The 24347-nt window shown below is 61.3% G+C and carries 31 protein-coding genes and 2 pseudogenes; 14 read left to right on the top strand and 19 right to left on the bottom strand.

The window, feature by feature from the left end:
• Positions 1–4: 4 nt before the first annotated feature.
• Both PMI09_RS00955 and PMI09_RS00960 read right to left on the bottom strand, forming a co-directional pair.
• A complete protein-coding gene (locus PMI09_RS00955; protein WP_007787954.1) occupies positions 5–1105 on the bottom strand; it encodes a Gfo/Idh/MocA family protein in 1101 nt (366 codons plus the stop codon).
• Between the two features lie 34 nt (positions 1106–1139).
• A complete protein-coding gene (locus PMI09_RS00960) occupies positions 1140–2339 on the bottom strand; it encodes an ROK family transcriptional regulator (RefSeq protein WP_037081455.1) in 1200 nt (399 codons plus the stop codon).
• A gap of 213 nt (positions 2340–2552) precedes the next feature.
• Between PMI09_RS00960 and PMI09_RS00965 the strand changes: the two genes are divergently transcribed.
• The 3 genes from PMI09_RS00965 (at position 2553) to PMI09_RS00975 (ending at position 5711) form a co-directional block, all read left to right on the top strand.
• On the top strand, positions 2553–3863 hold the full coding sequence (locus PMI09_RS00965; protein ID WP_007787958.1) for an ABC transporter substrate-binding protein: 1311 nt from the start codon (positions 2553–2555) through the stop codon (positions 3861–3863).
• Positions 3864–3931: 68 nt separating this feature from the next.
• Entirely contained in the window at positions 3932–4870 is a 939-nt protein-coding gene (locus tag PMI09_RS00970; RefSeq protein ID WP_007787959.1) for a carbohydrate ABC transporter permease, read from the top strand.
• Positions 4863–5711 (top strand): carbohydrate ABC transporter permease, encoded by an 849-nt coding sequence (locus PMI09_RS00975; RefSeq protein ID WP_007787961.1) that lies wholly within the window; start codon positions 4863–4865, stop codon positions 5709–5711. Before PMI09_RS00970 ends, PMI09_RS00975 begins: the two co-directional genes overlap by 8 nt.
• Before the next feature lie 129 nt (positions 5712–5840).
• Here the strand turns inward: PMI09_RS00975 and PMI09_RS31920 are convergent.
• The 3 genes and pseudogenes from PMI09_RS31920 to PMI09_RS00985 form a co-directional block, all read right to left on the bottom strand.
• A pseudogene (locus PMI09_RS31920) lies at positions 5841–5977 on the bottom strand (transposase); the annotation flags it as partial.
• A 39-nt stretch (positions 5978–6016) separates the two neighbouring features.
• Positions 6017–7219, bottom strand: a complete 1203-nt coding sequence (locus tag PMI09_RS00980; RefSeq protein WP_007787963.1) for a ZIP family metal transporter — start codon at positions 7217–7219, stop codon at positions 6017–6019.
• On the bottom strand, positions 7216–8346 hold the full coding sequence (locus tag PMI09_RS00985) for a multicopper oxidase domain-containing protein (RefSeq protein WP_007787964.1): 1131 nt from the start codon (positions 8344–8346) through the stop codon (positions 7216–7218). Before PMI09_RS00985 ends, PMI09_RS00980 begins: the two co-directional genes overlap by 4 nt.
• Before the next feature lie 161 nt (positions 8347–8507).
• Here PMI09_RS00985 and mntR point away from each other — a divergent pair, with 161 nt between their 5' ends.
• Positions 8508–8969 carry a manganese-binding transcriptional regulator MntR gene (mntR, locus tag PMI09_RS00990; RefSeq protein WP_007787965.1) on the top strand — a complete coding sequence of 154 codons (462 nt, stop codon included), beginning with the start codon at positions 8508–8510 and terminating at the stop codon, positions 8967–8969.
• A 182-nt stretch (positions 8970–9151) separates the two neighbouring features.
• Positions 9152–9574 carry a Fur family transcriptional regulator gene (locus PMI09_RS00995; protein WP_037081458.1) on the top strand — a complete coding sequence of 141 codons (423 nt, stop codon included), beginning with the start codon at positions 9152–9154 and terminating at the stop codon, positions 9572–9574.
• A 174-nt stretch (positions 9575–9748) separates the two neighbouring features.
• Here the strand turns inward: PMI09_RS00995 and PMI09_RS01000 are convergent, their stop codons facing one another.
• Positions 9749–11128: a DUF882 domain-containing protein gene (locus PMI09_RS01000; protein WP_037081461.1), complete on the bottom strand. Its 1380-nt coding sequence runs from the start codon at positions 11126–11128 to the stop codon at positions 9749–9751.
• Between the two features lie 299 nt (positions 11129–11427).
• Here PMI09_RS01000 and PMI09_RS01005 point away from each other — a divergent pair, with 299 nt between their 5' ends.
• The 4 genes and pseudogenes from PMI09_RS01005 (at position 11428) to PMI09_RS01020 (ending at position 13174) form a co-directional block, all read left to right on the top strand.
• Complete coding sequence (locus PMI09_RS01005) at positions 11428–11733, top strand: hypothetical protein (RefSeq protein ID WP_007787969.1); 306 nt, start codon at positions 11428–11430, stop codon at positions 11731–11733.
• Between the two features lie 110 nt (positions 11734–11843).
• Positions 11844–12212, top strand: a pseudogene (locus PMI09_RS01010) (cation transporter); the annotation flags it as partial.
• 89 nt (positions 12213–12301) lie between these two features.
• Complete coding sequence (locus tag PMI09_RS01015) at positions 12302–12709, top strand: EF-hand domain-containing protein (RefSeq protein WP_007787974.1); 408 nt, start codon at positions 12302–12304, stop codon at positions 12707–12709.
• A gap of 96 nt (positions 12710–12805) precedes the next feature.
• Positions 12806–13174 carry a hypothetical protein gene (locus PMI09_RS01020; protein WP_007787977.1) on the top strand — a complete coding sequence of 123 codons (369 nt, stop codon included), beginning with the start codon at positions 12806–12808 and terminating at the stop codon, positions 13172–13174.
• Between the two features lie 34 nt (positions 13175–13208).
• On the opposite strand, the gene PMI09_RS01025 is transcribed toward PMI09_RS01020, so the two are convergent.
• The 7 genes from PMI09_RS01025 to PMI09_RS01055 form a co-directional block, all read right to left on the bottom strand.
• The gene (locus tag PMI09_RS01025) at positions 13209–13670 is read right to left on the bottom strand and encodes a DUF411 domain-containing protein (RefSeq protein WP_007787979.1); all 462 of its coding nucleotides are present in this window, start codon (positions 13668–13670) and stop codon (positions 13209–13211) included.
• Between the two features lie 56 nt (positions 13671–13726).
• Positions 13727–14014 carry a copper-binding protein gene (locus PMI09_RS01030; RefSeq protein WP_007787981.1) on the bottom strand — a complete coding sequence of 96 codons (288 nt, stop codon included), beginning with the start codon at positions 14012–14014 and terminating at the stop codon, positions 13727–13729.
• Positions 14015–14038: 24 nt separating this feature from the next.
• A complete protein-coding gene (locus tag PMI09_RS01035) occupies positions 14039–14518 on the bottom strand; it encodes a cupredoxin domain-containing protein (protein WP_007787983.1) in 480 nt (159 codons plus the stop codon).
• Positions 14519–14553: 35 nt separating this feature from the next.
• The gene (locus PMI09_RS01040) at positions 14554–15900 is read right to left on the bottom strand and encodes a multicopper oxidase family protein (protein WP_007787984.1); all 1347 of its coding nucleotides are present in this window, start codon (positions 15898–15900) and stop codon (positions 14554–14556) included.
• Positions 15901–15914: 14 nt separating this feature from the next.
• Positions 15915–17381 carry a TolC family protein gene (locus tag PMI09_RS01045; protein WP_007787986.1) on the bottom strand — a complete coding sequence of 489 codons (1467 nt, stop codon included), beginning with the start codon at positions 17379–17381 and terminating at the stop codon, positions 15915–15917.
• A complete protein-coding gene (locus PMI09_RS01050) occupies positions 17378–17605 on the bottom strand; it encodes a hypothetical protein (protein WP_007787990.1) in 228 nt (75 codons plus the stop codon). The genes PMI09_RS01045 and PMI09_RS01050 overlap by 4 nt, the downstream gene beginning before the upstream one ends.
• A gap of 92 nt (positions 17606–17697) precedes the next feature.
• Positions 17698–18096 (bottom strand): hypothetical protein, encoded by a 399-nt coding sequence (locus tag PMI09_RS01055; protein WP_007787997.1) that lies wholly within the window; start codon positions 18094–18096, stop codon positions 17698–17700.
• A gap of 159 nt (positions 18097–18255) precedes the next feature.
• On the opposite strand from PMI09_RS01055, the gene PMI09_RS01060 reads away from it, so the two are divergent.
• Complete coding sequence (locus tag PMI09_RS01060; RefSeq protein ID WP_007787999.1) at positions 18256–18696, top strand: YqaA family protein; 441 nt, start codon at positions 18256–18258, stop codon at positions 18694–18696.
• Here PMI09_RS01060 and PMI09_RS01065 read toward each other — a convergent pair.
• Both PMI09_RS01065 and PMI09_RS32725 read right to left on the bottom strand, forming a co-directional pair.
• On the bottom strand, positions 18679–19182 hold the full coding sequence (locus PMI09_RS01065) for a cytochrome b (protein ID WP_007788003.1): 504 nt from the start codon (positions 19180–19182) through the stop codon (positions 18679–18681). The genes PMI09_RS01060 and PMI09_RS01065 overlap by 18 nt on opposite strands.
• 52 nt (positions 19183–19234) lie before the next feature.
• A complete protein-coding gene (locus tag PMI09_RS32725) occupies positions 19235–19420 on the bottom strand; it encodes a hypothetical protein (RefSeq protein ID WP_193385374.1) in 186 nt (61 codons plus the stop codon).
• A 25-nt stretch (positions 19421–19445) separates the two neighbouring features.
• Between PMI09_RS32725 and PMI09_RS01070 the strand changes: the two genes are divergently transcribed.
• Positions 19446–20000 (top strand): cytochrome c, encoded by a 555-nt coding sequence (locus tag PMI09_RS01070; protein WP_037081464.1) that lies wholly within the window; start codon positions 19446–19448, stop codon positions 19998–20000.
• Between the two features lie 50 nt (positions 20001–20050).
• Here PMI09_RS01070 and PMI09_RS01075 read toward each other — a convergent pair whose 3' ends face one another.
• The 4 genes from PMI09_RS01075 to PMI09_RS01085 form a co-directional block, all read right to left on the bottom strand.
• Positions 20051–20248, bottom strand: a complete 198-nt coding sequence (locus tag PMI09_RS01075) for a heavy-metal-associated domain-containing protein (protein WP_007788007.1) — start codon at positions 20246–20248, stop codon at positions 20051–20053.
• 182 nt (positions 20249–20430) lie between these two features.
• Positions 20431–21258, bottom strand: coding sequence for an acyltransferase family protein (locus tag PMI09_RS01080; protein WP_007788008.1), 828 nt, complete (start codon positions 21256–21258; stop codon positions 20431–20433).
• Entirely contained in the window at positions 21222–21644 is a 423-nt protein-coding gene (locus tag PMI09_RS31930; protein ID WP_007788010.1) for an acyltransferase family protein, read from the bottom strand. The genes PMI09_RS01080 and PMI09_RS31930 overlap by 37 nt, the downstream gene beginning before the upstream one ends.
• 409 nt (positions 21645–22053) lie before the next feature.
• Positions 22054–22263, bottom strand: a complete 210-nt coding sequence (locus PMI09_RS01085) for a cold-shock protein (protein WP_007788011.1) — start codon at positions 22261–22263, stop codon at positions 22054–22056.
• 103 nt (positions 22264–22366) lie between these two features.
• Here PMI09_RS01085 and PMI09_RS01090 point away from each other — a divergent pair, with 103 nt between their 5' ends.
• From PMI09_RS01090 to PMI09_RS01100, 3 genes are all read left to right on the top strand, one after another.
• Positions 22367–22768 (top strand): hypothetical protein, encoded by a 402-nt coding sequence (locus PMI09_RS01090; RefSeq protein WP_007788012.1) that lies wholly within the window; start codon positions 22367–22369, stop codon positions 22766–22768.
• Between the two features lie 37 nt (positions 22769–22805).
• Positions 22806–23882, top strand: coding sequence for a L,D-transpeptidase family protein (locus tag PMI09_RS01095; protein ID WP_007788013.1), 1077 nt, complete (start codon positions 22806–22808; stop codon positions 23880–23882).
• A 62-nt stretch (positions 23883–23944) separates the two neighbouring features.
• Positions 23945–24277 carry a hypothetical protein gene (locus PMI09_RS01100; protein WP_007788014.1) on the top strand — a complete coding sequence of 111 codons (333 nt, stop codon included), beginning with the start codon at positions 23945–23947 and terminating at the stop codon, positions 24275–24277.
• Positions 24278–24347 lie beyond the last annotated feature (70 nt).

A 24347-nucleotide genomic window follows, 5' to 3' on the forward strand; every position in this document is an offset into this window, starting at 1 on the left:
ATGATTACTTGGCCAAGCGCCCGTCGACGAGCGACCGGGACAGCGGCATGGGCCGCTCGGTTTGAGTGGTGATGGCGACCGTGCGTCCGCTCTTAGAGGCCGTGTGGAAGGCTTCCATCACCTCAAGGACATGCAGAGCCAGATCGCCGTTGGCACGATGCGGCCGGTTCGAGCGGATGGCGTGGGCCAGATCCGCGATACCGATCGAGCGATAGTTGCCGTCGCCATATGGTGCTGTCAGTGGCTGCTGCTCAAATGCCCCACCCTTCTTCAGCAGTTCCACATCGCCGCCGAAGTGGTTGGGATCAGGGACAATCAGCGTGCCTTCGGTCCCGTAAATTTCGAGCGGCACGTGCTTGTGGCCGGCGACGTCGAAGCTCATGCTAATCTGTACGACCGCGCCATTGGCGAAGGCCATGAGACCGGCGACATGGGTGGGAACATGCACCGGAATATGCTCGCCGTTTCTCGGTTCGCTGGTGATGACGCGCTCTTTGCGCGGCGTGACGGCAAAGCCGGCCACTTGTGCGACCGGTCCGAAAAGATTGACGAGATCTGTGATGTAATAGGGCCCCATGTCGAGCATCGGTCCGCCGCCGACCTCGTAATAAAAGGCCGGATTTGGATGCCAGCGCTCGTGGCCCGGGCACATGAAGGTCGCCGTTCCGCCGACCGGTTGGCCAATGACGCCTTGATCGACGAGTGTGCGTGCGGTCTGGTGTCCGCCGCCCAGAAAGGTGTCGGGCGCAGCACCGATGCGCAAACCCTTGGCTTTTGCGGCCTCCGCAAGTCGTTTGCCTTCCGCGAAGTTGATACCAAGCGGCTTTTCCGAATAGGCGTGCTTACCCGCCTCAAGCGCCTGCAGACCAACCGCGACATGTGCCTTGGGTACCGTCAGATTGACGATGATCTCGACCTTCGGGTCGGCAAACAGTTCATCGATCTTTTTTGCGGGCACGTCGAACTCGGCGGCCTTTGCCACAGCCATATCGTGGTTGAGGTCAGCCACGGCGCGGACGTCAAGGATAGGAAAGGACGCCATCGCCTTCAGATAGGCGCCGGAGATGTTGCCGCACCCAATGATGCCGATACCGACTCGTTCCATGATTTCCTCCCGTTGGATGTCGTGAATTTGCTGCTTAGAGCGCCGGACCGGTGGTGTTCCACGGCGACTCGTAGAGTTCGTAAAGCGCCACAGCGGCGGCCCCTTGCGCCCAGAAGTCGTCGGTCGAATCGTCGAAGACGAGTTCGGCAACACCCTTCAGAGACGGCGGAACGGCGAGCGCATAGGCGTTTCGCAGGCTGTCGAGAAACGGCTCCCCGAGTGCGAGGCTGGAGCCGACAAGGATAACCCGCGGCGGCGCAAACAAGGTAACGATATTGGCGATTGCCACACCGACGGCTTCGCCGGCGCGGATTGCGGCGTTGATCAAGGTGTTGTCTTCGGCCTTGATAAGCGCCTGGGCATGCGTCATTCCCCGTCCAAGCCGGATGGCCTCGGCGAACCGGCCGCTGGCCGGTTGCTCACCTAGAATCTCGCTTTCGCCGGCCTGGCTCGACAGTCGCACGATGCCGCGAGGCCCCATACCGAGCACCAAATCGCCAAGATTATGGCTGAGGCCGCCGGCGCCACGAAAAAGCTGGTTGTCGTGGAGCACGCCCAGTCCAAGTGTTTGCTCCAGGGAGATCAGTACCATGTCCTCCAGATCGCGCGCCTTGCCAAACCAGTGGTGGGCAAGCGTGATCGCATGCGCATCGCTTTCCACGATGGTCGAGGTATTGAGCCGGGCAGTCATTTCGCTGGCAAAGTCGACATTCATGTCACGAAAGATCGGGCTACTGCGGACATGGCCGGTGCGGTGCTCGATCACACCGGGAAGACCCAGGCAAACAGTATCGACATCCTCGAGCGATAGCCCGGCATCGACCACGCAGCGGCGCACACCATCCTCGACGAGGTCGGCGATGACCCCGATCGGCTGACGATCGATGCGAATGGGAAGAGTGAGTTTCGACAGCACGTCTCCGCGAAAATCAGTCACGACGAAAACGAGGCGGTTGGCCGCAATCTTCGCGCCAACCACTCTTGCTGCATCCGGATTGAGTTCGAGCATGACGCGCGGTCTGCCGCGGGCCGCCTCGTTGCGAATATCCCCCTCGTGGCGCGGCAGGATGAGACCGTCATCGAGCAGCGAGGCGGTGATCGCTGACACCGTCGTCGTTGACAACTGGGTTCGCTCGCTGATCTCGACACGCGATATCGGGCCGTGACGGCGGATCGTATCCAGCACGTTCAAGCGGTTGATCGCGCGCATCAATTCGGGATCTGCGGTCTTCATGTGGTCTTGCCGGCTCTTCAATATCCCGCAAGGCGCGGGGCTTATATTTTCAACGGTATGCGAATTAAATAGCGCGTCGGCGACCCTACCTGTCAAGGCAAATCTGCCAATTTCAGCCAGGGGAGTTGACATTCGCCAAAACCTCCCGATGATTTAATCCGCATAAGGGAAAAATTGAAGAGGACGATTTTTGCCCTTACTGGAGGAGAAATCATGTTTGACCATATGAAGGCAAAGGCCTTGCTTCGCAGCCGTTTCATTGCCCGCTCGGCGGCCACTGGGCTGGCGCTCCTGATTGCTGCGGGAAGTGCCGCAGCCGACACGACCGTCAAGTGGCTGCATCTTGAAATCGACCCGAACTATCTGGCGGTTTGGAAAAAGATCGCTGAAAAATACGAGGCTGAGCATCCTGGCGTAAAGATTGAGATGCAGTTTCTGGAAAACGAAGCCTTCAAGGCGAAGCTTCCGACGCTGCTGCAATCGAGCGATGCCCCGGATCTGTTTTTCAGTTGGGGCGGCGGCGTGCTGAAGCAGCAGCTTGCCACCGGTACACTGATGGACTTGACCGAAACCATGAAGGCCAAGGACGGCGCCTGGCTGAAGAGCTATAATCCGGCATCGATCAACGGCCTGAGCTTCGAGGGCAAGATCGGTGCAGTTCCCTACAAGATGGGTACGGTTTCCTTCTTCTATAACAAGCAGATGTTTGCAAAGGCGGGCGTCGACGCAGCGTCCATCAAGTCGTGGGACGATTATCTCGTTGCCGTCAAAAAGCTCAAGGATGCCGGCATCGTGCCGATTGCAGGTGGCGGCGGCGAAAAATGGCCGATCCATTTCTACTGGAGCTACCTGGTCATGCGCGACGGTGGCCAGAAGGTCTTCGATGCGGCCAAGAACGGGCAGGGCGAAGGCTTCAACGATCCGGCCATCATCAAGGCGGGCGAACAACTTGCTGAACTCGGCAAGCTCGAGCCGTTCCAGCCGGGCTACCTTGGTGCGACCTGGCCGCAGGCGCTTGGCGTCTTCGGTGACGGCAAGGCCGCGATGATCCTCGGTTTCGAAAACACCGCTGCCAACCAACGCACCAATTCCGGCGACGCAAAGGGCCTCGATCCCGACAATATCGGCCGCTTCGCGTTCCCTGCCGTCTCCGGCGGTGCTGGTGCTATAACCGACACGCTCGGCGGCTTGAACGGCTGGGCGGTGACGAAGAAGGCTCCACCCGAAACGCTTGATTTTCTTGCCTATCTGACAAACGCTGAAAACGAGCGCGAGATGGCCAAGGCCGGCATGCTCATCCCGGTCGCGGTCGGCGCTGAGGACGGAGTGACCAATCCGTTGATGCATCAAGCCGCCGAACAGCTCGCACATTCGACGTGGCACCAGAACTTCTTCGATCAGGATCTCGGCCCGTCCGTTGGCCGTGTCGTCAACGATGTCTCCGTTGCCATCGTATCTGGCCAGATGAGCCCTGCCGATGGCGCTCAGCAGATCCAGGAAGCCTTCGAGCAGGATCAACTCTGACCAAGACTATCTCGGCGCGGAGCAAGTATCCGCGCCGCCCTCAATCTGAATCAAGGGGATCGGCCTCCATGACCACCATCAGCGCGACAAGCCTCGTCCGTGCGCGCCCGACTGTCAGGTCGTCGGTGCGCAGCAAGGATCCAAGCCTGGCGCGGCGCCTGCCGGTCCTGCTTCTGTTCCTGCCGCCAGCACTGCTGCTGTTTACGATCTTCGTCATCCTGCCGATGGGGGAGGCGGCCTGGTACAGCCTCTACAAGTGGGATGGTTACGGTCTGCCGACGCAGTTCGTCGGAATGCGAAATTTCGAGGTGCTATTCAAGAACAGCGCCTTCCTGACGGCGTTGAAGAACAATGCCCTGATCATCGTTATTTCGATCCTGATCCAGATACCGCTCGCCATCTGGCTGGCGATGATGCTGGCCCACCGGATCGCCGGCGTGGTTCTCTTCCGCTTGATCTTCTTCCTGCCCTACGTCCTGGCTGAGGTGGCAGCGGGCCTCATCTGGCGCTTCGTCTATGACGGCGACTATGGCTTGTTTGCCTCCGCTGCCCACCTCATCGGCGTCGAGACCCCCTATGTTCTGGCCGACAAGGACCTGGCGATTTATGCGGTGCTGGCGGTCGTCGTCTGGAAGTACTTCGGCTTCCACATGATGCTCTTCATCGCAGGGCTGCAGTCGCTTGACAAGAGCGTGCTGGAGGCTGCCGAAATCGACGGCGCGAGCGGCTGGCAGCGGTTCCGCTATATCACACTGCCGCTTCTTGGCTCGACGGTCCGCCTGTCCGTCTTCTTCGCAGTTGTTGGCTCGCTGCAGCTCTTCGACCTCATCATGCCGCTGACGGGCGGCGGGCCGTTCAACGCAACGCAGACCATGGTCACCTTCCTGTTCAACTTCGGCGTCACGCGCATGCAGGTCGGCCTCGGCAGTGCCGTCGGCGTCGTCCTGTTCGTGATCTGCGTGACGCTTGCCTTCGGTTACAAACGGATATTCATGCGCAATGACTGACATGGCCTCAACCGCCCGGATTGCGACCGGCACAAAGATCTACCTCTACGTCTCGCTGACGATCATCGCCGCGATCGTGTTGGTGCCGCTGCTGACGACAGCGCTTGGCGGCTTCAAGGATCTCGGCGACCTGCGCACCAACCCCTTCGGGTTGCCTGTTGCATGGCATCCGGAGAACTACACCGACATTCTCTTCGGGGATCGCTACTGGCGGCAGATGATGAATTCGCTGATCATCGCGACATTGACTGTCTGTCTGACCGTTTCGGTCTCAGCCATGGCTGCCTTCACCTTCGCGCACGTAAAGTTCTTCGGCGCCGGCTTCCTGCTCAACTATTTCCTGATTGGCCTGATGTTCCCGGCTGCGACTGCCATCCTGCCCCTCTTCATCCGAATCCGTGACCTTGGCTTGTTGAATTCATACTGGGGTGTTGTCCTGCCGCAGGTCTCCTTCGGCCTCGGCATGAGCATTCTCCTGTTCCGGAATTATTTTCGCAACCTTCCGGAAGAATTGTTCCAGGCCGCCATCGTCGACGGATGTGGCTACATCCGGTTTTTCTGGCACATCTCGCTGCCCCTCTCGCGGCCGATCATCGCAACCGTCAGCATCATCTCCTTCGTCGGCAGCTGGAACAGCTACATCCTGCCGCTGATCATGCTGAACTCGGAAACGATGTATCCCTGGCCGCTCGGCATTATGGTTTATCGCGGCGAGTTTGGCACCGCCTGGCAGTTGGTGCTCGCCTTCATCACCTTGACGATCATGCCGACCATCATCGTCTTCTTCCTGGCGCAGAAGCATATCATCGCCGGCTTGACCGCGGGCGCAGTCAAGTCCTGATCCGAACCCTTCAAGCTGGACCGTTTTTGGTTAGAGTTTTCCGGTTATTTTTCCTGGCTGGGAAAGGAAGACGCGATCAAGCACATCAACCGAGGTCCCAAGCCGGTCCTTGCTGCGATCAAGGTGCATCAAGCATGATCTCGTGCTGTGGATGATCAGGCGTTCGGAGACAATTGTTTGAGCGCTTAGCTAATGCCCAGCAGGTCCTGCTTGCCGCCGGTCGAGTATTGGCGCGGAACCGGCCCCAGCCAAGCAGCGACATCGCGCGCCTTTGAGAAGCGTGCTCCAGTTGTTGGCGGTTGGCGTCAGATCTTGACGAGCATGGCGGTCACATACATGAACGCCAGTCCGGCCGCGATGCCGCCGAACGCCGTAGGGCTGAGGACCTGCGCGTAGTCCCCACGGTTGCCGTCCTTTGCGAGCAACGCCGTGACTTCGACGATAACCTGCGCGATAGCGCCGGCGCCGATCGCCAGGGCGATCGCGGTCCAGTGCGGGGCAACGGCCAAGCTGCCGAGCCAGATGCCCAGAACCGCAGGACCGCCGGCCAGCAGCGTCAGGCCCACAAAGTGAACGAGCTTCGGCCGGATCTTCAAGATGGGGGCGGCGATGCCGATGCCCTCGGTGATATTGTGGAGGGCAAAACCGAGCACCAGGAACGTTCCGAGTCCCGCCGCGCCGGCCGCGAAAGCCGCGCCGATGGCGAGACCTTCGCCGAAATTGTGCAGTCCGATACCGAGGGCGATATAAGTCGCGAGCGCGAGGCCCGTCGGAGAGCCGTGGCGACGGCCGACCGCGACCAGCGCCAGGAAACTCGCTGCCGCAACCAGGACGACCATGACGCTTCCCTGGAAGATCGCAGCCGACTGGTTCGCAAATTCCAGCGCCTCGATCATCGTGTCGACGAGCAGGAAGGCGAGCAGCCCGACCGTCATGGCCAGCAGAAAGGTCATCGTGCCACGGCCGGCGCCACGAAGCGCCGGGTAGCAAAGCAATCCGATCGCGACGGGCAGGATTCCGACGAAGGCGCCAAGGATGCCCTGAGACACCAACGCGCCTAGGCTGGCCTTGGGCGTCGGGACGGCAACCGGGATTTCATGATCGAAGGTGGCGCCCGTGTTGGTGACGAACGTGACCTTGTGCGCTTCGCCGAGAACCCAAGGGAAGGGGAGCGCCACCCAGGCCGTGTCGCCGCGGGAGATCGTTCCGGCAGGTTCCTGCCTGAACTGCCAGTAGGCGGCGTCGACCTGTACCTGCGCGATCGTCATCGGCTCCGATCCGCCGGCGCGGACGAGCATCCGCAAGCCGTCCTGATCGAGCACGGTGCGCTCGACGCTCAGGTTTTCGACCGGCGGAGCACCGTTGTTGAAGCCTCGCAGCGGGTCGCTTTGCAACAGCCAAAGCACTGCGGCAGCCAACACGACCAAGGGTAAGAGGAGCCACAGAAGATGCTGGCGGCTCGGCGCGACCGTGGAGACGGGTAGGAGGTTGCGCGGGTTCTCATTCATGACAGCGTCTCCACAACATCGAACATGCCCATCCAGCCGAGCTCGGTGAATTCGGATTGGTGGGCGTGGAACATGTAAAGCCCGGCTTCATGTTCCTTGAAGGTGAACTCCAGGATGCCGCGCTGCGCCTGGCATTGCGTGATGAGGTCGACTGTCCGCAGCGTCGGCGCCAGCGTCGTTCCCGTGTCGTAGTAGTCGAAGAAGTTCCCATGGAGATGGAACGAGTTGATCGGGTCGAACTCCGTGATGTTCACCAGATAGATGCGGACCGGGCGGCCTTTTTCGATCCTGATCGGCTCCTTGGCGTAGCAATGGGCGATGGTGTTGCAGGCATAGAACTCGTTCTCGCCGTCGAAATTGGTGTCGAAGGCGTTCATGACCATCGCCAGTTCCTGCCATTCGGCATTTTCCGGCGAGCCATGCAGGCGGGACTTCGCCACCTCGGCGTTGTCGGGGTGGCGCGCTGGATCGGGATCGATCACGAAGAGGCCGTACATGCCCTTGTGGATGTGGCGGGCCAGCGGCAGGGCATGGCAGTGATACAGGTGGCAGCCGAAGGGTCTGGCGTCGAACTCGTAGACGAACTCCTCGCCAGGGCCGATGACGCCGGCTCCAGGGACACCGTCCATGCGTGACGAGTGGATGCCGTGGAAATGCAAGGAATGAGGATGCGAGCCGTTGTTGATGAGCTTGATGCTCAGGCGCTCCCCCTCGGTCGCCCGAAGGGCGGGACCGGGGACGCGGCCGTTGTAGGTCCAGGCGGGAAACATGACGCCGGGTGCGATTTCGATTTCCTTTTCTTCGACGGCGATTTCGAAGCGGCGCAGCTTGCGCCCGTCGGGCAGATCGCTCAACTCGCCCGTATACCAGTCGGTGAGAATGCTCGTCGGATCGAACCCGTTGCGGGCATTGTCGACATTTCCAACGGTGATCATCGCACCGTGGGCGGAATGGTGGGCGGGAGCAATGTCGCCGCTCTTCATGGCGGAGACCGCGGCACCATGATCGCCGGAATGGGCCTGTTGAGCCGCCGTGTTGACGGTGCAGATGCTCGTGGCACCGAGTGTTGCGATCCCGCCTCCGAGGAGGCTTCTCCTGCTCAAGGCCGTCTGTGCCCACTTCAACATTTTAGAGGAGGCTCCAATTAGCAATTTAAATGAAATAGAGCATTATAGCATGATTATAGCAAGAGCTATATTTCTGGCCCGCAGGTAAATGAAGATTGGAAATATAGCCGTTGCTATGTTAGCGTAATGCTCGAGAAAAATTATGAGCAGGCGGAATTGAATTGAACGAGAAGCTTCGTCAGTCGATCGAAATTGAGAGTGCGCTTGTCGCTGCCGACACCCAGATGGAAAGCTTCCGGCAGGCGCGGAACAACCGCCGCAGCGAACTCGTGGAAGATTACGTCGAGCTCATCGCCGACCTTCTCGCCGACCGCGGCGAGGCGCGGCAGGTGGATATTGCCCAGCGCCTGGGCGTTGCGCAGCCGACGGTCGCCAAGATGCTGAAGCGGCTGATTGCGGAAGGTTATATCCAGCAGCGCCCGTATCGGGGTGTTTTCCTGACGGGTACCGGCAAGGAATTGGCGCGCGTCAGTCGCGAGAGGCATCAGATCGTGGAATTGTTTCTCTGCTCTATCGGCGTCAGCATAGAGACGGCGCGGATGGATGCGGAGGGTATTGAGCATCACGTCAGTCCTGAAACTTTGGAGGCCATGAAGCGGTTCACGCCCAAGCGACACCTGTAAAGCGATCCGTCAAATGATCGCCGTTTAATTTCCGAGGTCTCTGCGCCCAGCATACGCACAGCAAGCAAGCAGAAAACGGGAGCCTTGGGTGCACGGGCGCGGCTGGTGGCCGCTAAAGTATTGACTGCGTTGATCATTGCGGACCCCAACGCAAAGTACATCATGGACTTCGTGGTGTGAGAATGGACGATCTGTCGTTAGCCGAACTCGAGAACCGATGCCAGCAGGGCGGACTGCGAGTGACCGCGAACTTGCGCGAAATCCTCGAAGCGTTGATCACCCGACCGGATCACCCGGATGTCGATTCGCTGCATGAACGCCTGTGGGCACGAGGGAGGCGCGTGTCCCTGGCGACCGTCTACAGGAATTTGGGCCATCTGGTCGCGGCGGGCGTCGTTGCCGAGCAACATTTTGGACCGGGAAAAGCGCGATACGAAGTCGCCACGCCCCACGACCATCTCATCGACATTTCGACCGGCAAGATCATTGAGTTTTGCGAACCGCGCCTCAATGCTCTTGAAGAGAAAATAGCCGCACAGATGGGATATCGAGTCGTTCGAAGGCGACTAGAGCTTTATGCGGTGCCGCTTGACGAGAGATCTTGAACATGGCGGCAACGCAGTCGTTGGCGGCCGACAGGTGCACCGACTTCCGGCCAAAACGTCCAAGGAGCGAGGCGCCAGGTCGCGGGATTCCTACCGCTCACTCGGGGCACGGTGATGGCCCTTGCTACCGAATAGCGGAAAATTGAGATAACGCTGCCATTCGAGAGGTTGCGGTCAGCCCTCCGGGGGCGACGCAAACCGGTTGGCATCGAACTGGTCTGTGGCGGCGACAGGAATGATTGCCCCACCTGATGCCGCGGCATCCGGGTAATGCTGAACCGTGCGGCGGGAAACGCGAGGCGCTCTCATTCCAATCACCTCGCCAGGAGTATGCAGCGCCCATTTCATCAGCGCCGCGCCTGAGGTCGATCCGAACGAACCTGTGTCTTCCCAGGAAGCAGTCATTGGCAGGGAAGCGATCACGTCCGCCCCCTTCTGCAAGGCCTCGCGCGCGGCAGCGAAAGGTTCGAAGCCGGAATAGGTAGGCAATGCAGATGTCCGTCTACCCGGAGGCGCGTCGATCGGGCCGATCGATGCAGTCTCCAGCTTGGCATCGATACCCGCGTCGCCGCCCCGAGCGGCCGGCCGCATCGCCGGTATCGGAATCGGTCGTGATGAAAGATCCACGGAGGACCGTTCGTCATCCCTCCCGAACGCGTCGGGCTGCAGGGCCAGCCCATTCAATGCGCGGCTTCGAGGCGTGGGCAGGAGCGCTGTCACGAGGCTTCTGTCCGTGGAGTCGCGGCTCGACGTGCCTGACGCGCCTGCGTCGTCGTCTTCTCCGGTAGTGCTGGCGATCTGGATGGAGGCGTGGCCGACGCGCTTCTTGTAGTTCGCAACTGCCTGGTTATATCCCGGCAGTGGGCGGCCATCCGCTGGAAGATGCATCGTCTGCCCGCTCGGGAATATTCGAACGAGTTCTTGCCGAGACATGCGGGGCCAAGCCCGGACGTTGCCGACGTCGAGATGCACGAAGGGCGAACCCGAGGTTGGGTAGTATCCGACACCGCCGACCTGCATCTGCATTGCAAGGGCACGCAGCGTCGAAAGCTTCACGCCGGGAACGTAAAAGTCCATCGCCTTGCCAAGCATGTGCTGGCTCTTCTTGGCGACACCGGTCGTGCGCGAGCGGTTGCGGAGCATGTTGTTGGTCGCCGGAGAACGGTAGGCGGAGACGATGTGGATATAGTCCTTCGCGCCGCTGCGCTTGTACACCTCCCAGACCAGGTCAAGCAGCCGCGGATCCATCCGGGTTGGTTCGTTCCTTCGCCAGTCGCGCAGGAACCGATTTATCTGAGACAGGCCCTTTGGGTCGAACCTTCCGTCGCGCTTATAGATAATCGTGGCCTTCTCGCCCGTATGGGTGAAGAACAGCTTCAGCGCACGATCTTCCGCGGAGGCTAATGATGCAGAGCCGGCTAGCGCAGGCAGCGCGAACAGAGCCGGCAGGATGGTCTGCGCGACGAGCCGTTCTACACGCGACAGCAGTGCCGCAACCCCGCCGCCCAAGGTTCCACCCAAGAATCCTTTCACTGGATACTTTGACACGATCAATCCCGTCCCACACAAAACACTCGACGACGTGCGGGAACGTCCGCATCCATCGCGCTTAGTAAAGCCACGTTATGGTCAACGAACTCTTAATAGTCGGAGCTCCGCTCGGCGAATTGAGGATTGCGCGGGCCATCCGAGGAAGGCCAGGCTGACAGCAAGCGGCTCCGGCTGCCTACCTTCATGCAGCAGCCCGGCGATGTTTTCGCATTCTTGATTTAAATCAAAGAAGCACGCGACTGGCAGGCTCATTGTTCGCTTGTCAAGGTGGCTGCATATGCAGCCCGGCGGAGGGTCGTTCAATGGCGAACACAATCTTGCATGTCCAGTCCGAGACATCCCCGGCGACGCCTGCTCATGTTTCGGTTCCAGTGCTTGGCGCGACGCTAGCCGTCTTCGCCTCCATTTCGTTCCTGCTGTGCATGCTGCTCGGCTTCGTCGCGCCCGAATGGGGTCTTCATAGGCCATGGCTGCAGTTCTTTCTCGGCCTGACGGGCTTCGATCTTCAAAGCCTGGCGCTGGGCCTCCTTCAAAGCGTCATGTTCGGCGCCTATGCAGGAGCATCGATCGCCGCGATCTCCAATTTCATCAGCCGGTGTTTCGGCTGAGCAGGGGAGCGGAGCCCGCGCACATGGCCGCCGACCGCCGCAGGTTCGCATGGATGAACGCAGGGCTGGCCTTCCTGGTCGCACTCGCGCTTCTGCTTGCGCCCGCGGCAGGCCGTGTCGTCGCGATGGCCGGCGACGGGGTCAACGACGCCCCGGCGCTCGCCGCCGCCGACGTCGGTACCGCCATGGGCACGGGAACCGACGTGGCGATCGAGAGCGCGGGTGTCACGCTGCTGAAGGGCGACCTTCAGGGCATCGCCAGGGCGCGCAAGCTCAGCCATGCGACCACGGGCAACATCCGCCAGAACCTGTTCTTCGCCTTCATCTACAACGCGGCAGAGGTGCCCGTGGCGACGGGCGTGCTCGATCCGGCGCTCGGGCTGCTGCTCTCACCGATCATCGCGGCCGCCGCCATGGCGCTGTCCTGCGTCAGCGTCATTGCCAACTCCCTGCGCCTGCGCCGCTCGTCGTTGGACTAGGCCGGGACCCGCGGGAGCACGATCTGTGGGTGCCTGTCCTGCGCAGGATGGACGCAGGTGGAAGAAGACCACGCAAGAGGAGAACGGACATGACGATGACAAGATTGCCAAAGGCAGCCGTGCTGGCCGCGCTGATCGCGGCCGGCGGAACTGGTCTCACGCTTGCGCAGACCAACGATGCCGGCCCGCATCATCCTGCGACGCCGGCACAGGCAACCCCGCCGTCCGACGCGGACGATGGAACGACGGGGCAGGGCCCGGGAGCCATGCCCGGCCGGACTGGCATGATGCCGTCCGGCATGATGGGCGGCAGGCCGATGATGGCGATGCACGGACACATGATGAAGATTATGTTCGCGGTCGCCGACGCCGACGGGGACGGCGCGCTGTCCTTCGAGGAGGTGACGGCGATCCATAAGCGGATATTCGACAGCGTGGACGCGAACAAGGACGGCAAGGTCACGACCGAGGAAATTCACGTGTTCATGCGGCCTTAGCGGAGCCGGCGGATCCGTTTTCGGAGGTTCTGTGAATAGTCGCGGAGCCTCCGCTGATATGATAAGATCGAAGTGCATCATCCACGGGAGGGGGAGATGCGTCGCGTCCTTCTGTCCCTGATCCTTTGCGCGCAGTCCGCATCGATGTCGGCGGCGTCCGGGCTTGCCGTCTTCCACACCGCTTCTCTTAGCGGCAGCCGGTCGGTCAGTCTCAGTCTGGCGGAGGGCGGTCCCTCCCGCGATCCGGCCTTCGATTTCGACGTCGTCATCACGCTGTCGGAATTCGACGGTGGCGGGGCTGTACTCTATCGGGACGGAGGAAGGCACAAGGCGAGCGTACGCTGCCTTTCGCCCGCCATGGTACGGATCAATTCCGCCGACTATGCGATCGACGTTTCGGCGCGGCCGGGAACCGACTGGAAGCATGATCTCTGGGCTGCGCTCTGCACCGCTCAGGTGTCCTGAACGGCCGTACGGCATGGTTTGATCGATCGAGGCGTCAGCCCTTTCGGGGGCGGACCTCCATGAACACGTATGGCGCTTCGGTCCCTGACGGAATAGCATAGACGTCATAGGACGTTTGCGGGTCGTCGCCCATTCCCAACGAACCAGGCGGCATCCCCGGTACGGCCAGCCCTCGGACTGGCGGCCGCTCCCGCAGCAGCCGCTGGACGGCCTCGAGCGGCACATGTCCCTCGAGGTAGTATTCCTCGACAACGGCGGTGTGGCAGCCCTCCAAGTCGGCAGGCACGCCCAGCCGCGCCTTGACCGCGGCAAGGTTGTCGGTGTCGCGGGCGTCGACGGAAAATCCTGCCGCGGCCATTGCCTTCGACCATTCATGACAGCAGCCGCAGTTCGGATCCTTGTAGACCGTCATCTTCGCCGGCGCGGCGGCGAGGGCCCCTCCGCCAAGGAACGCCAGGGCGGATGCCGCCATTGCGATGAAGCTTCTCCTGTGCATCGTCTCAACTCCTCGATGTCCTGCCGCCCGGTTGGATCCGGGCGGCAGGAGTCTCGCTATTTTACTTCGGTGACGGTCAGCTTGCCATTCACGCGTTCGGCAACGAACTCGATGCTTGAGCCTTCCTTCAGCTTTTGGAGCAGAGCCGGGTCCTCGACGCGAAAGACCATCGTCATCGCAGGCATGTCGAGGTTCTTCAGGTCTTCATGCTTGATGGTGACCTTCTTTGCCTTGGCGTCGACCTTGTTGACGACGCCCTTGGTGAATTCCTGGGCGAACGCACCGAATGCCGCGCTGGCACAAAGCAGGGCGGCTACGCCGATTTTGATCATTGCGGATTTCATCTTCGTGACTCCTTTTATTGAGGATTACTTCCCAGCGACGGTGACATCGCCGTGCATGCCGGCTTCGTAGTGGCCGGGGATCAGGCAGGCGAACTTGAATGCGCCGTCGGTGGTGAACTTCCAGACGATCTCGCCGGATTGGCCGGCAGGTAGGCGAATCGAGTTTGGATCGTCATGTTCCATCTCGGGAAACTTCTCCATGACCGCCTTGTGCTCGAGAATCTTGTCTTCCTGATCGAGCACGAACTCGTGGTCGACGGTGCCGGCATTCTTGATCGCGATCTTGACCGTCTGCCCCTTGCGGACGTTGAGGACGGCCGGAGTGAATACCATCTTGCCGTCGTCGGTTTCCTTCATCGTGACGCGGATCGTCTGTGTCGCCTTCGCCTTGTCGCCAGGCTCGCCGACTGCCATTTTCTCACCGTGGCCGCCAGCGTGATTGCCGGAAGCGAGCGCTGGGGTTGCGAGAGCCACGAGCGCCAGTGCCAGTACATAGTTCCTCATGCGTAGATCCTTTTTTGGATATGGGAGATTGAGCCTCAGCCGTTTGTCGGCTTTGGCGTGATTTGAGTTTTCGCGTCTTTGGCCTTGGTCGCGTCCGGCAGCTCGCCGGTCCACTCCCAGGCCTGCGTTCCGGGCGGGTTTTCGTACCAGCCGGGATCTGAGTAATCGTCCGCCGAGATGCCCTCGCGGACCTTCACGACCGAGAACATGCCGCCCATCTCGATCGGGCCGTGCGGCCCCCAGCCGGTCATCATGGGCACGGTGTTCTCGGGGATGGGCATTTCCATTTCGCCCATGTCGGCCATGCCCTTGGTGCCCATGGGCATGTATTCCGGCTGCAGCTTCTTGATCTTCTCGGCGACCTTCGACTTGTCCGCGCCGATGAAGGTCGGGATGTCGTGACCCATCGCGTTCATCGTGTGGTGCGACTTGTGGCAGTGGATCGCCCAGTCGCCGAGGTATTTGGCGTCGAACTCGTAGGCGCGCATTGCGCCGACCGGGATGTCGATGCTCACCTCGGGCCACCGCGCTTGCGGCCGCACCCAGCCGCCGTCGGTACATGTCACTTCGAAGTCGTAGCCATGCATGTGGATTGGATGGTTCGTCATCGTCAGGTTCCCGACGCGGACCCGCACCCTGTCGTTCTTGGAAACGACGAGGGGGCTGATGTCCGGAAACACGCGGCTGTTCCAGCACCACATGTTGAAGTCGGTCATCTCCATGATCCGAGGCACGTAGGAGCCGGGATCGATGTCATAGGCGTTGAGCAGGAAGACGAAGTCGCGGTCGACCGGCATGAACTTCGGGTCTTTGGGATGGACGACGAAGAAGCCCATCATGCCCATGGCCATCTGCACCATCTCGTCGGAGTGCGGGTGGTACATGAAGGTGCCGGACTTCACGAGGTCGAACTCGTAGACATAGGTCTTGCCGACTGGAATGTGCGGCTGCGTCAGCCCGCCGACGCCGTCCATGCCCGACGGCACGAGCATGCCGTGCCAGTGGATCGTCGTGTGCTCCGGGAGCTTGTTGGTGACGAAGATGCGGACGCGGTCGCCTTCGACTGCCTCGATCGTTGGACCCGGAGACTGTCCGTTGTAACCCCACAAGTAGGCTGTCATGCCGTCGGCCATCTCGCGCTCGACTGGTTCAGCGACCAGATGAAACTCCTTGACGCCGTTGTTCATCCTGTGGGGCAGGGTCCAGCCGTTGAGGGTGACGACCGGCTGGTAGTCCGGACCCGAGGTCGGGTGGAGCGGCGGCTGCATGTCGGCCGATTCCATTGTCGGGGCGTCGGGCAGGCCCATCGCCGACGTCTTCGTCCAGGCTCCCGCCGCCAGCAGGGCCGCGCTCGCACCGAACAGTTGTCGTCTGTTGAACATGGTGGGTTCCTTTCTCAATGGCCGCCGCCGCCGCTGCTTTCGGAAGCAGCGACGACCTCGGGCTCTGCCGACGCGTTCGTCGCGCCGCCGCCGTAGATCGCAGGCGCGAGGTTGGCATCGGCCAGCCAGAAGTCGCGCTTGGCGTTGACGGAGAGCAGGATGGAGTTGATCTTTTCGCGGGTGTCGGTCAGCAGCTCGAAGGTGTTGGTGATCATGCCGTTGTAGGTCAGCAGTGACTCCTCCTCGACCTTGGTGCGCAGCGGCACGACGCTATTGCGGTAGTGCCGCGCGATGTCGTAGTTCGAGCGGTACGCCTCGTACGCGGAGCGTGCTTCCGAGCGGACGTTGACGGCCTTCTCCGCGAGCTGGTTGGCTGCGCGCATGTATGCCACCTCGGCCTTGCGCATGCGGGCCTTGCCGGTGTCAAAGATCGGGATGGCGAACTCCAGCTCGACCTGGGCGGTCGTCTTCGTCTTTTTCTCGTCGTCCTCGATTTCCCGTTCCGTTTCGAAGCCCGTCAAGATCTCGAGGTCGGTGACATAGCGGGTCGCTTCAGTCAGACCGTACGACCTGGCGGTGGCTTCGAGTTCGAGCTTCGCCACCTGGAGGTCTATCCGGTTTCGGAGTGCTTCGGCCTCGATGGTGTCGCGTCTGACGACGGACCTGGGTAACGGCGGCAGGCTGTTTGGAACCTGGTAGTCCAGGTCGGTGCCCCAAAGGCCCATGAGCCGCGTCAGTTCCTCCTTGGTGAGTCGTGCCGCCAGGCGGGCCTTGGCGGTTTCTCCGGCAAGTTCGGCGACGAACACATGTTCGCGGGCCTGGGCGCCCTTGGTCATCGCGCCGGTCTCGCCCAGCTTCTCCGCGAGCTCGGAGGCGGCGTCGGCCGCCGCCTGGGCGCGCTGGAGCTGCCCGACGTTCTCCCAGGCCGCTGCGGCTCCGATCCAAGCACGTCGCGTGTCGGCGGCGACCTGGAGCGTTCTCACGGCCGCGCTCAACTGCGCCTGCCGGAAACGGGTGTCGGCGATCGCTATGTCCCGGTTCCTCGTCGCGAGCGCCAAGATGTTCGTCGTGATCATCCCCTCGATGGTCTTGAACGCCCCCAGTTCCGGCGTCCCCATGCCCGTCGTGCCGATGGAGACGGTCGGATTGATGAACATCGTCGACTGCCAGGCGTCTGCCGCGCTATCGCCGAGATCGGCGTAGGCCGCCTGGAGGCCCCTGTTGTTGAGCAGGGCGATCTGGACGGCCGTCTCGACGTCGAGGGTCTTCTTTCGAGCGAGCAGGCTTCTGACCTGCGCGGCGGCCGACCGGGCCTGGTTCTGGTTCTGGATCCAGACGGTCTCTTTTGCCGTGACAGTGGCGGTCTTGTTTGAGACGGAGGTGAAGCCCGCCTCCTTGCTGGAATACTCGGCGCCTGTGACGCAGCCACTCAGCACCAGCGGGAATGCCAGTGCCACCATCATTCTTCTAGGGTCGATCATGGGGCGTCTCCATTGGCTGGAGACTGCAGGTCGTTCTGTCTGCGCCATGGCTTGGGATCGACGGGCTGCCTGGCAACATAGCCCGCAATCGGTGAGCGGTATGCGGCCGGGCGCGCGAACGGCTGTTCGACTGCAGCGGAGGACGCCACCACGTCGGGAGGAAGCGTGGATGCGCAGCCGCCGATGACAAGCGGCAGCCCCACCACGAAAAGCGAGGGTTTCATTATGAAATTTCCGAATAAGAGATAGCCTACGGGCGCTCGCCTAAGTAAAGGCAGGCGACCGACTGAACCCGATCAAGCGGGTGCGTCTCTATTCAGATATTCGGGGGACGGTGGAGGGGCGGCAGTTCGCCCACGGTCGTCCGGTCGTCGACGAACTGCCGGATCGAGGTCACGACGGGTCCGCCGACGTCGGGGCCTTCACAAATGATGCCAAGCCCGCCGCAGAAATCCTTGCAGCATTCCTGCTTGACAAGCTTCGAAGCGCTATCGCCATCATCGGATACGTCGCCAAGCGAGTGGTCGTGATGGGCCGCTTCCGTCATGTCGTGAGCCTCGTGGGAGAGTGACACGTCCGCGACGACGGCTTTCAGATCGGGGAACGAAGAGCCGTGCATCGCGGCGTTGGCGTTCGACAGCGAGTACCCCGCCAGTGATACGATGATCACCAGCCGCATCATCACGAGCAGCCTGCTCACTGTGATTCGGTACATCTTGCCCATTCCCAACGAGCTACATGCAAAGCAGCGCGATTTCAATTAGGACCTATGTCTCGTCGATGTTCGAGTCCTTTATGTGGCGCGAACATCACGTTGTGCACAGCTAGGGCTTCCAACGGTAGTAAGGTCAATAGGGGCTGTTCCTTTCTGACAATGTTCGATCTCGCATCCTACTTCGGCCTTTTCATCGCAGCCTTGGGCGCGGCCACGATATTGCCGATGCAGTCGGAGCCCGTACTGGTCGGTCTTCTTCTCACCGGCAAGTTCTCCGTCCCGGTTCTGCTCGCCGTCGCCAGTGTCGGAAACACGCTTGGAAGCATCGTCAATTGGTTCCTCGGCCGCGGCGTCGAAAGGTTTCGGGACCGGCGCTGGTTTCCGGTCGGGGAGGAGGCGCTCGAACGTTCGTCCCGCTGGTACAGGAAATACGGGAAATGGACGCTGCTCTTGTCCTGGATGCCGGTGTTTGGAGACGCTCTCACGGTTGTCGCCGGCGTGCTCAGGGAGCCGCTGCTTCCGTTCACGATCCTCGTGTTCGTGGCCAAGACGGGCCGCTACGTCGTGCTGACGCTGGCCACTTTACAGTTCTTGGGCTGACCGCTTCCGGCGCGGGAACACCATCCGATCGACCGCCTCGTCACGGGCGACTAGCGTGTGCCAGGCCGCCGCGGTGAGATGCAGCGCGACCATCGCCAGGATGATCCTCGACCCCACGACGTGGTACGGCGCGATCCCGAACCAGAGGTAGCTTGCGACGAACCCCATGCAGGCCTGTCCGATGATTGCTGCGTAGAAGGCGTGATGAAGCGCTGTGGCGGCCCGCCCGGTCCATGAGCCGCGCGCGTCGGTCTCGGGCGGCTGAAGTATGCGAAGACCCAGCCGCATGCCCATCAGCAGGCCGATCGCCATTCCCGCGTAGTTGTGGAGGTGGTGCTGGACGACGTCCCAGTACGACGGCGTCATGCCCATGTGGACGGCGTGGTGGGTTCTCTCGATGCTGCCGCCCGTCAGGTACTGGACCGGCACCAGGAGGGCGACCAGCCAGTGAAGTCCTATCTGGGCCAGCGAATAGCCGCCTTTCATCGATCCTCTCCGAGCGAGAGGCGCAGACTAACCGGCAGCGGTTAACGCTTCCTCATCGGCAAGTCGCGCCGACGACTACGAGCGGAACGGCGACATGCAGAGCTGCGTCGACGCCTGCCGCTGCTGCGCCGATAGCTGCCGCAAGATGGCGGCTTGATCGGGGAGGGCGCTCGCCCTCTTCCTGCCCAGATGAGAGCGGATATCCGGTGAAGCAACGGATACCCGTCGCAAGTGGCATGGGGCCGATCCGGAACGCAGCTTTTATGAGACAGACTACTTACCTGAACAGGTTCGGACTGCTCTCCGTCGTGGGAGCGGCCCTGATGACGGCTGTCCCGTCGCCTGCCGCCGAGGATGTCGTCGCCCTTCGGCGCGCGGACATGAAGGCCATGGCCGCGGCCGCGAAGACGATCTCGGGCATGTTCAAGGATCCGGCGATCTACAAGGCCGCCGAGTTCAGGTGGGCGGCCGACACCATCCGCGACAGGTCGGGGGTCGTTCTCTCGGGACATTTCGCGTCCGAGACCGCAAGCCCGCAGTCGAAGGCCAGGCCGAGCATCCTCGAAGAGCGCGACCGGTTCAACCGCATTGCGAACGACCTGCGCGACTACGCTGTCGCGCTCGACGCCGCGGCGGAGAAAAACCCCGGACCGATGCCCGCCAGCATGCGCATGAAGCCTGGAGAGGCCATGGGCGGCGGCCCACTCGGCACCCACGTACGCAACGAGCAGGAGCTGTCGGCGATGCCGGCGGAACATGCGTTCCACCTCATGCTCCAGACCTGCACGACCTGCCACGCCAGGTTCAGGATGGACTGAGGACGAGGATTCGCGTGAGGCTGCGCCTTGATCGCGACGTCTGGCAACAGTCAGATCTGCCTGAAACTGGAGGGATATCCGGCAGTCTCGATGGCCGCGTTTATTGCTGACGGGTCAAGCTTGGTCTGTGCAGTCTTCGCACCAAGGTCGATGACGGCGGATGCTTGCGGATCGGCAGCCTTGATCGCCTTCTCCACCGTGCTCGCGCAATGGCCGCAGGTCATGTTCCGAATTTCGAATTCGTACATCATGGTCTCCAAATTGCTTGGCCGCCCCGATGTGGCGCTTCCAACCATGGGAAGGTCAAGGCCGATCCTGCACTAGAAAAGCGCAGCTTCGACGGCTCCCGACAGGGCGCTTCCCGCCAGCGCCCATATCGTCCGTCAGCGCCGGCAATCTCCGCGGCAGGCCGAATTCGGAAGAATTCAGGTCATCGGCCGGAAGAGAGAATGCGGTCGCGAAGGCGAAGGAAGGTCCTCTCGACGCAGAACCACAGCATGACCGCCACAGCGAAGCTGGTGACCAGGTAGACCACGAAACCGATTCCGCCCCGGAGGTTCTCTTCCCCAAAGATGAGCCTGTCGACATGGAAGGCCGACTTGTGGGTCAGATACAGGCTGTACGACAAGGTGGCGACGGCCGCGGCGCCCGGAACCGGCCATCGTTTCAGAACATGTTCGAGGTCGAGCATGGCGCCCAGAATGAGCGCGATCCCGATCGAGACGAGCGGGAATCCGGCCACCGAACCGAGCTGCGCCTGGAACACAAGGAAGAGATTCGTTCCTTCCAACGGCCCTCGGATCGAAAACAGGACTAGCGCGCTCGCGACGAGAGCAACACCGGCCGGCAGAGCGACACGTGGAGGCGCGCAATGCCTGCAGAGTTCCGGCTTGAAAAACCGCGCGGCTGCAAGGATCACACCGAACATGAGGCCGTCCAGGCGGGTGTATGTCGGATAATATACGTCCCTGAGATAGACGGCAAACGCATCTCGAAGCTTGCCGGCGTCGACGAGGACGCCGACCTGGCTTTCCCAGATCGTGTATCGAAGGATCGTTCCCGCAATCGCCATTGCCGCAGCGATGAAGAGCGCCCGACCCACGCCGATCCGATGATGCAAGAGTAGCACGAGTAGCGGCAGAGCCAGATAGAAATGCTCCTCCACGCAAAGCGACCACGCCTGTGTGAAGGCCCGGCCTATGCGCGGGTCGAAGTCGAAGTTCACAGTGAAGGTCGCGAAGCTCCAGACCGATTGCATTGTCGGGGCGTCTCGAAGCACGGGAAAGATTGCGTAAAGGCCGAGAACAACAAAGAACGCCGGAAAATACGGATGGCGCGGCGGAGATAGAAGGACTTCAGGTCAACGCTTCCCGTCCGCGAGACCTCTTTGAAGAGCTGGGTTCCGATCAGGAACCCGCTCAGAACGAAGAAGATGTCGACGCCCACCCATGCGTAATTGCGGACACCGACCAGCATGGACGGCGTTGCCTCGACGGGGAGGTGCACGAGCATGACGAGAAGGATTGCCAGAGATCGCAGGATATCGGGACCGACCGCCCTGGACCGCACCTTCTCCGCGGTTTGAGATGAGAGACTTCGTGCCGAGGGAAAATATGCAGAATCCGAATTGGCAATAGTATTCATTGCGACGATCCGTGGCTGTGTCTGAAGGGCTGGGACACGTCGAGGGACGTGTTTGGTGAAAGTTGTAGCCTTCTTTTTCCAGACCGAAACAGGCAGCTTCGGATCGATAAAATTAACCTAAATTTTTCGTAAAATTGTACGGTGTCGCGAATATCTGGACCATCTCGTCGTTTCTAGCCATCGAAGAGCGCGTGTAGCGCGATCGCTGCGAGAAAGGCGACGACGACCGACGCAATCATTGCGACCCGACGTTGGCCCTTTCCAAGGCACGGAACCGCACCCCTCGCTTCGTGCGGAGACGATGCTCTCGAACAAGAGCGATATTGGCACGGGCGCGCTTCTTTTTGCCGGCCGTGGCGGCCCGCCAAAGACGTCGGCCGTTCGAACATGCTGGTCGACGGCCGTTTGCCTAAAGGACCTTGAGGTTTTCAGCAGAAGACTTTCCTGACCGCCGGTCCTGAACGATCTCGTAGCTGACCTTCTGGCCTTCCTTCAATCCGGACAGACCCGAACGCTGAACAGCCGATATATGGACGAATGCGTCGGTCGATCCGTCGTCCGGTTGGATGAAGCCGAAACCCTTGTCCTGATTGAACCACTTTACTGTCCCGGTAGCCAAAATCCGATCCTCACGTGTAGCACTCCAGCGGACAGACATTGGAAGACGGTTGGCGTGTTGGCAAGCCGCAAGCCATAGGATAGCCGACGGGCAGGATGAACAAATGGGCCTTCTCGTTGACCGGAAACGCGAACTTCACCATTATGACGCCGCTGAAGCAGGAATGCTCCTGCACAAGAACGAGTCGATGCGCCTACTGATCAACGTCCTTGTCGCGACCATGATGCTGCTGGGTTCGCTTGCCGCACCCTGCATAGCCGCACCTGTCGATCGTGCCCACGCAGACCCGGTTGTCGTCAGTGTCGCTGCGACCTCCGACGGACACCATCGCGGCGACGGCCGATCTGTTTCGGGGGCACACTGCCAGCAGGACGGCATCGTCGCACAAGCTCCAGAAGACCTTCATTCGCAGCCCGACGCCGTGGTGTTTGGCGTCATCGCTTCCGTTGCCTTTGCGGGCGCTCTCGAGCCTGTCGAGCAGCGTCCCCCCATCGCTTCCGTCTGATCTCCGTTCGCTCGAATTCCAGACCAAAGGGAAGGGCATGACCTTGCGCATGTCGATGTTTGCAATCCACGTCAGTGGCTTATCTTCGTTGTTGAATGTCTTCTATCAAATAGACTGGGGGCGGCGACGTCTTCGCGGGGTAGCGCTTGCGGCCGTGGCCGTGGTCCTGAGCGGCTGCGTACAGTCGCTCGACGATCTCGGCGTGGCTTCGCACGATATACCGCCGAAGCTGCTGGCCAGCATGCGGGCAAAAGGCATGAAGCCGGAAAGTCCGGTCCTTGTCCGCATCTTCAAGATGGAAAGCGAACTGGAGGTCTGGAAAGCAGATGGCAGCGGCAGCTATGCCTTGCTCAAGACCTATCCAATGTGCCGCTGGTCCGGCAAGCTCGGCCCTAAGACGAAGACCGGGGACCGACAGGCGCCAGAGGGGTTCTACAGCGTCTCCACGGGAGGCCTCAATCCGAAATCGCAGTTCTATCTTTCCTTCAATCTCGGCTACCCGAACCGTTTGGAGACTGCCCTCGGTTATTCCGGCGAAGCACTGATGGTGCACGGCGCCTGCTCGTCGTCGGGTTGCTTTGCGCTGACCGACCAGGGCGTCGGCGAAATCTACGCCGTCATCGAGAAGGCCCTGAAGGGTGGACAGCAGGCGTTCCAGGTCCAGGCCTATCCGTTTCGCATGACGCCACAGAACCTCGCAGCACATCGCGACGACTCGAATTTCGCCTTCTGGAGGAACCTCAAGGAAGGCTACGACATCTTTGAAGTTCGGCGACGCGAACCCAGGGTCGCCGCATGCGGCAGGAAGTACGTCTTCGACGCCGAATTCAAGGACGGCGATCCTGGCGATCCGCTTACGGCATGTCCGGAGCGCATCGATCAATCCGATCCGGCGGTCGTAGCCAAATCATCCGCCGACGATCGGAGATACCAGGAACTTGCCGCCAAGAGCTTCACGCCGCTCGCTTATCAGGATGGAGGCATGCACCCGAGCTTCCGTGCGCTTCTCAAGGAAAACGGCGACGTCAAGCTCGCGGAGAAGGTCTCCGTCATCAAGTATCCGATCAGCCGCCCGGTGGCGGCGCTGGCCGATCCTTTCGACGGAAGGGAGTGACGTGTCCTGTCGGGATCGTGGGCGCTGCCATGTTCCGCGACGCATGTGAAAGCGAGGACGCCATGCGAATGATACTTGCTGCGATCGGGATGGCGTTTGCCACCGTGGCCCACGCCCATCATGCGCCGTCGGGCTTCACCTACGAGCCGTTCTGCTGCAACGGAGACGGTGACAGCGGGGATTGCCAGAGGATTTCGTCGAAGACCGTCCGCCCTCGCCCGGAAGGATACGAAGTGACGCTGCTGCCCGGCGACCATCGGTTGGCGACGCGCAGACACGTCTTCCTGATCCCACAGGCGCAGACACGGGAGTCGCCGGACGGCGCCTACCACCTCTGCCTGTTTCCCAACGAAGACACGGTGCGATGCTTCTATGCGCCGCCACTGGGATTCTAGGGAGGAGGACTTCAAACCAAGGACGCGAAATGGCGGCCCGCTCGCGGCGGGTGGTGTCTGCGCCATCCGT

Origin of the sequence: Rhizobium sp. CF122, assembly GCF_000282035.1 — a bacterium.
Taxonomy (GTDB): Bacteria; Pseudomonadota; Alphaproteobacteria; order Rhizobiales; family Rhizobiaceae; genus Rhizobium.

What these genes read in the sequence shown, in the direction of transcription:
- PMI09_RS00965 (WP_007787958.1), top strand. Translation starts at nt 2,553, where the DNA reads ATGTTTGACCATATGAAGGCAAAGGCCTTGCTTCGCAGCCGTTTCATT.
- PMI09_RS00975 (WP_007787961.1), top strand. Translation starts at nt 4,863, where the DNA reads ATGACTGACATGGCCTCAACCGCCCGGATTGCGACCGGCACAAAGATC.
- PMI09_RS00955 (WP_007787954.1), bottom strand. Translation starts at nt 1,105, where the DNA reads ATGGAACGAGTCGGTATCGGCATCATTGGGTGCGGCAACATCTCCGGC.
- PMI09_RS01060 (WP_007787999.1), top strand. Translation starts at nt 18,256, where the DNA reads ATGTTCGATCTCGCATCCTACTTCGGCCTTTTCATCGCAGCCTTGGGC.
- PMI09_RS01100 (WP_007788014.1), top strand. Translation starts at nt 23,945, where the DNA reads ATGCGAATGATACTTGCTGCGATCGGGATGGCGTTTGCCACCGTGGCC.
- PMI09_RS01065 (WP_007788003.1), bottom strand. Translation starts at nt 19,182, where the DNA reads ATGAAAGGCGGCTATTCGCTGGCCCAGATAGGACTTCACTGGCTGGTC.
- PMI09_RS01050 (WP_007787990.1), bottom strand. Translation starts at nt 17,605, where the DNA reads ATGAAACCCTCGCTTTTCGTGGTGGGGCTGCCGCTTGTCATCGGCGGC.
- PMI09_RS01040 (WP_007787984.1), bottom strand. Translation starts at nt 15,900, where the DNA reads ATGTTCAACAGACGACAACTGTTCGGTGCGAGCGCGGCCCTGCTGGCG.
- PMI09_RS01095 (WP_007788013.1), top strand. Translation starts at nt 22,806, where the DNA reads ATGACCTTGCGCATGTCGATGTTTGCAATCCACGTCAGTGGCTTATCT.
- PMI09_RS00960 (WP_037081455.1), bottom strand. Translation starts at nt 2,339, where the DNA reads ATGAAGACCGCAGATCCCGAATTGATGCGCGCGATCAACCGCTTGAAC.
- PMI09_RS00970 (WP_007787959.1), top strand. Translation starts at nt 3,932, where the DNA reads ATGACCACCATCAGCGCGACAAGCCTCGTCCGTGCGCGCCCGACTGTC.
- PMI09_RS01020 (WP_007787977.1), top strand. Translation starts at nt 12,806, where the DNA reads ATGCGTCGCGTCCTTCTGTCCCTGATCCTTTGCGCGCAGTCCGCATCG.
- PMI09_RS01080 (WP_007788008.1), bottom strand. Translation starts at nt 21,258, where the DNA reads ATGCAATCGGTCTGGAGCTTCGCGACCTTCACTGTGAACTTCGACTTC.
- PMI09_RS01035 (WP_007787983.1), bottom strand. Translation starts at nt 14,518, where the DNA reads ATGAGGAACTATGTACTGGCACTGGCGCTCGTGGCTCTCGCAACCCCA.
- PMI09_RS00985 (WP_007787964.1), bottom strand. Translation starts at nt 8,346, where the DNA reads ATGTTGAAGTGGGCACAGACGGCCTTGAGCAGGAGAAGCCTCCTCGGA.
- PMI09_RS01075 (WP_007788007.1), bottom strand. Translation starts at nt 20,248, where the DNA reads ATGTACGAATTCGAAATTCGGAACATGACCTGCGGCCATTGCGCGAGC.
- PMI09_RS01055 (WP_007787997.1), bottom strand. Translation starts at nt 18,096, where the DNA reads ATGTACCGAATCACAGTGAGCAGGCTGCTCGTGATGATGCGGCTGGTG.
- PMI09_RS00995 (WP_037081458.1), top strand. Translation starts at nt 9,152, where the DNA reads ATGGACGATCTGTCGTTAGCCGAACTCGAGAACCGATGCCAGCAGGGC.
- PMI09_RS00980 (WP_007787963.1), bottom strand. Translation starts at nt 7,219, where the DNA reads ATGAATGAGAACCCGCGCAACCTCCTACCCGTCTCCACGGTCGCGCCG.
- PMI09_RS01090 (WP_007788012.1), top strand. Translation starts at nt 22,367, where the DNA reads ATGGGCCTTCTCGTTGACCGGAAACGCGAACTTCACCATTATGACGCC.
- PMI09_RS01025 (WP_007787979.1), bottom strand. Translation starts at nt 13,670, where the DNA reads ATGCACAGGAGAAGCTTCATCGCAATGGCGGCATCCGCCCTGGCGTTC.
- PMI09_RS01015 (WP_007787974.1), top strand. Translation starts at nt 12,302, where the DNA reads ATGACGATGACAAGATTGCCAAAGGCAGCCGTGCTGGCCGCGCTGATC.
- PMI09_RS32725 (WP_193385374.1), bottom strand. Translation starts at nt 19,420, where the DNA reads ATGCCACTTGCGACGGGTATCCGTTGCTTCACCGGATATCCGCTCTCA.
- PMI09_RS31930 (WP_007788010.1), bottom strand. Translation starts at nt 21,644, where the DNA reads ATGAATACTATTGCCAATTCGGATTCTGCATATTTTCCCTCGGCACGA.
- PMI09_RS01070 (WP_037081464.1), top strand. Translation starts at nt 19,446, where the DNA reads ATGAGACAGACTACTTACCTGAACAGGTTCGGACTGCTCTCCGTCGTG.
- PMI09_RS01045 (WP_007787986.1), bottom strand. Translation starts at nt 17,381, where the DNA reads ATGATCGACCCTAGAAGAATGATGGTGGCACTGGCATTCCCGCTGGTG.
- PMI09_RS01030 (WP_007787981.1), bottom strand. Translation starts at nt 14,014, where the DNA reads ATGAAATCCGCAATGATCAAAATCGGCGTAGCCGCCCTGCTTTGTGCC.
- PMI09_RS01005 (WP_007787969.1), top strand. Translation starts at nt 11,428, where the DNA reads ATGGCGAACACAATCTTGCATGTCCAGTCCGAGACATCCCCGGCGACG.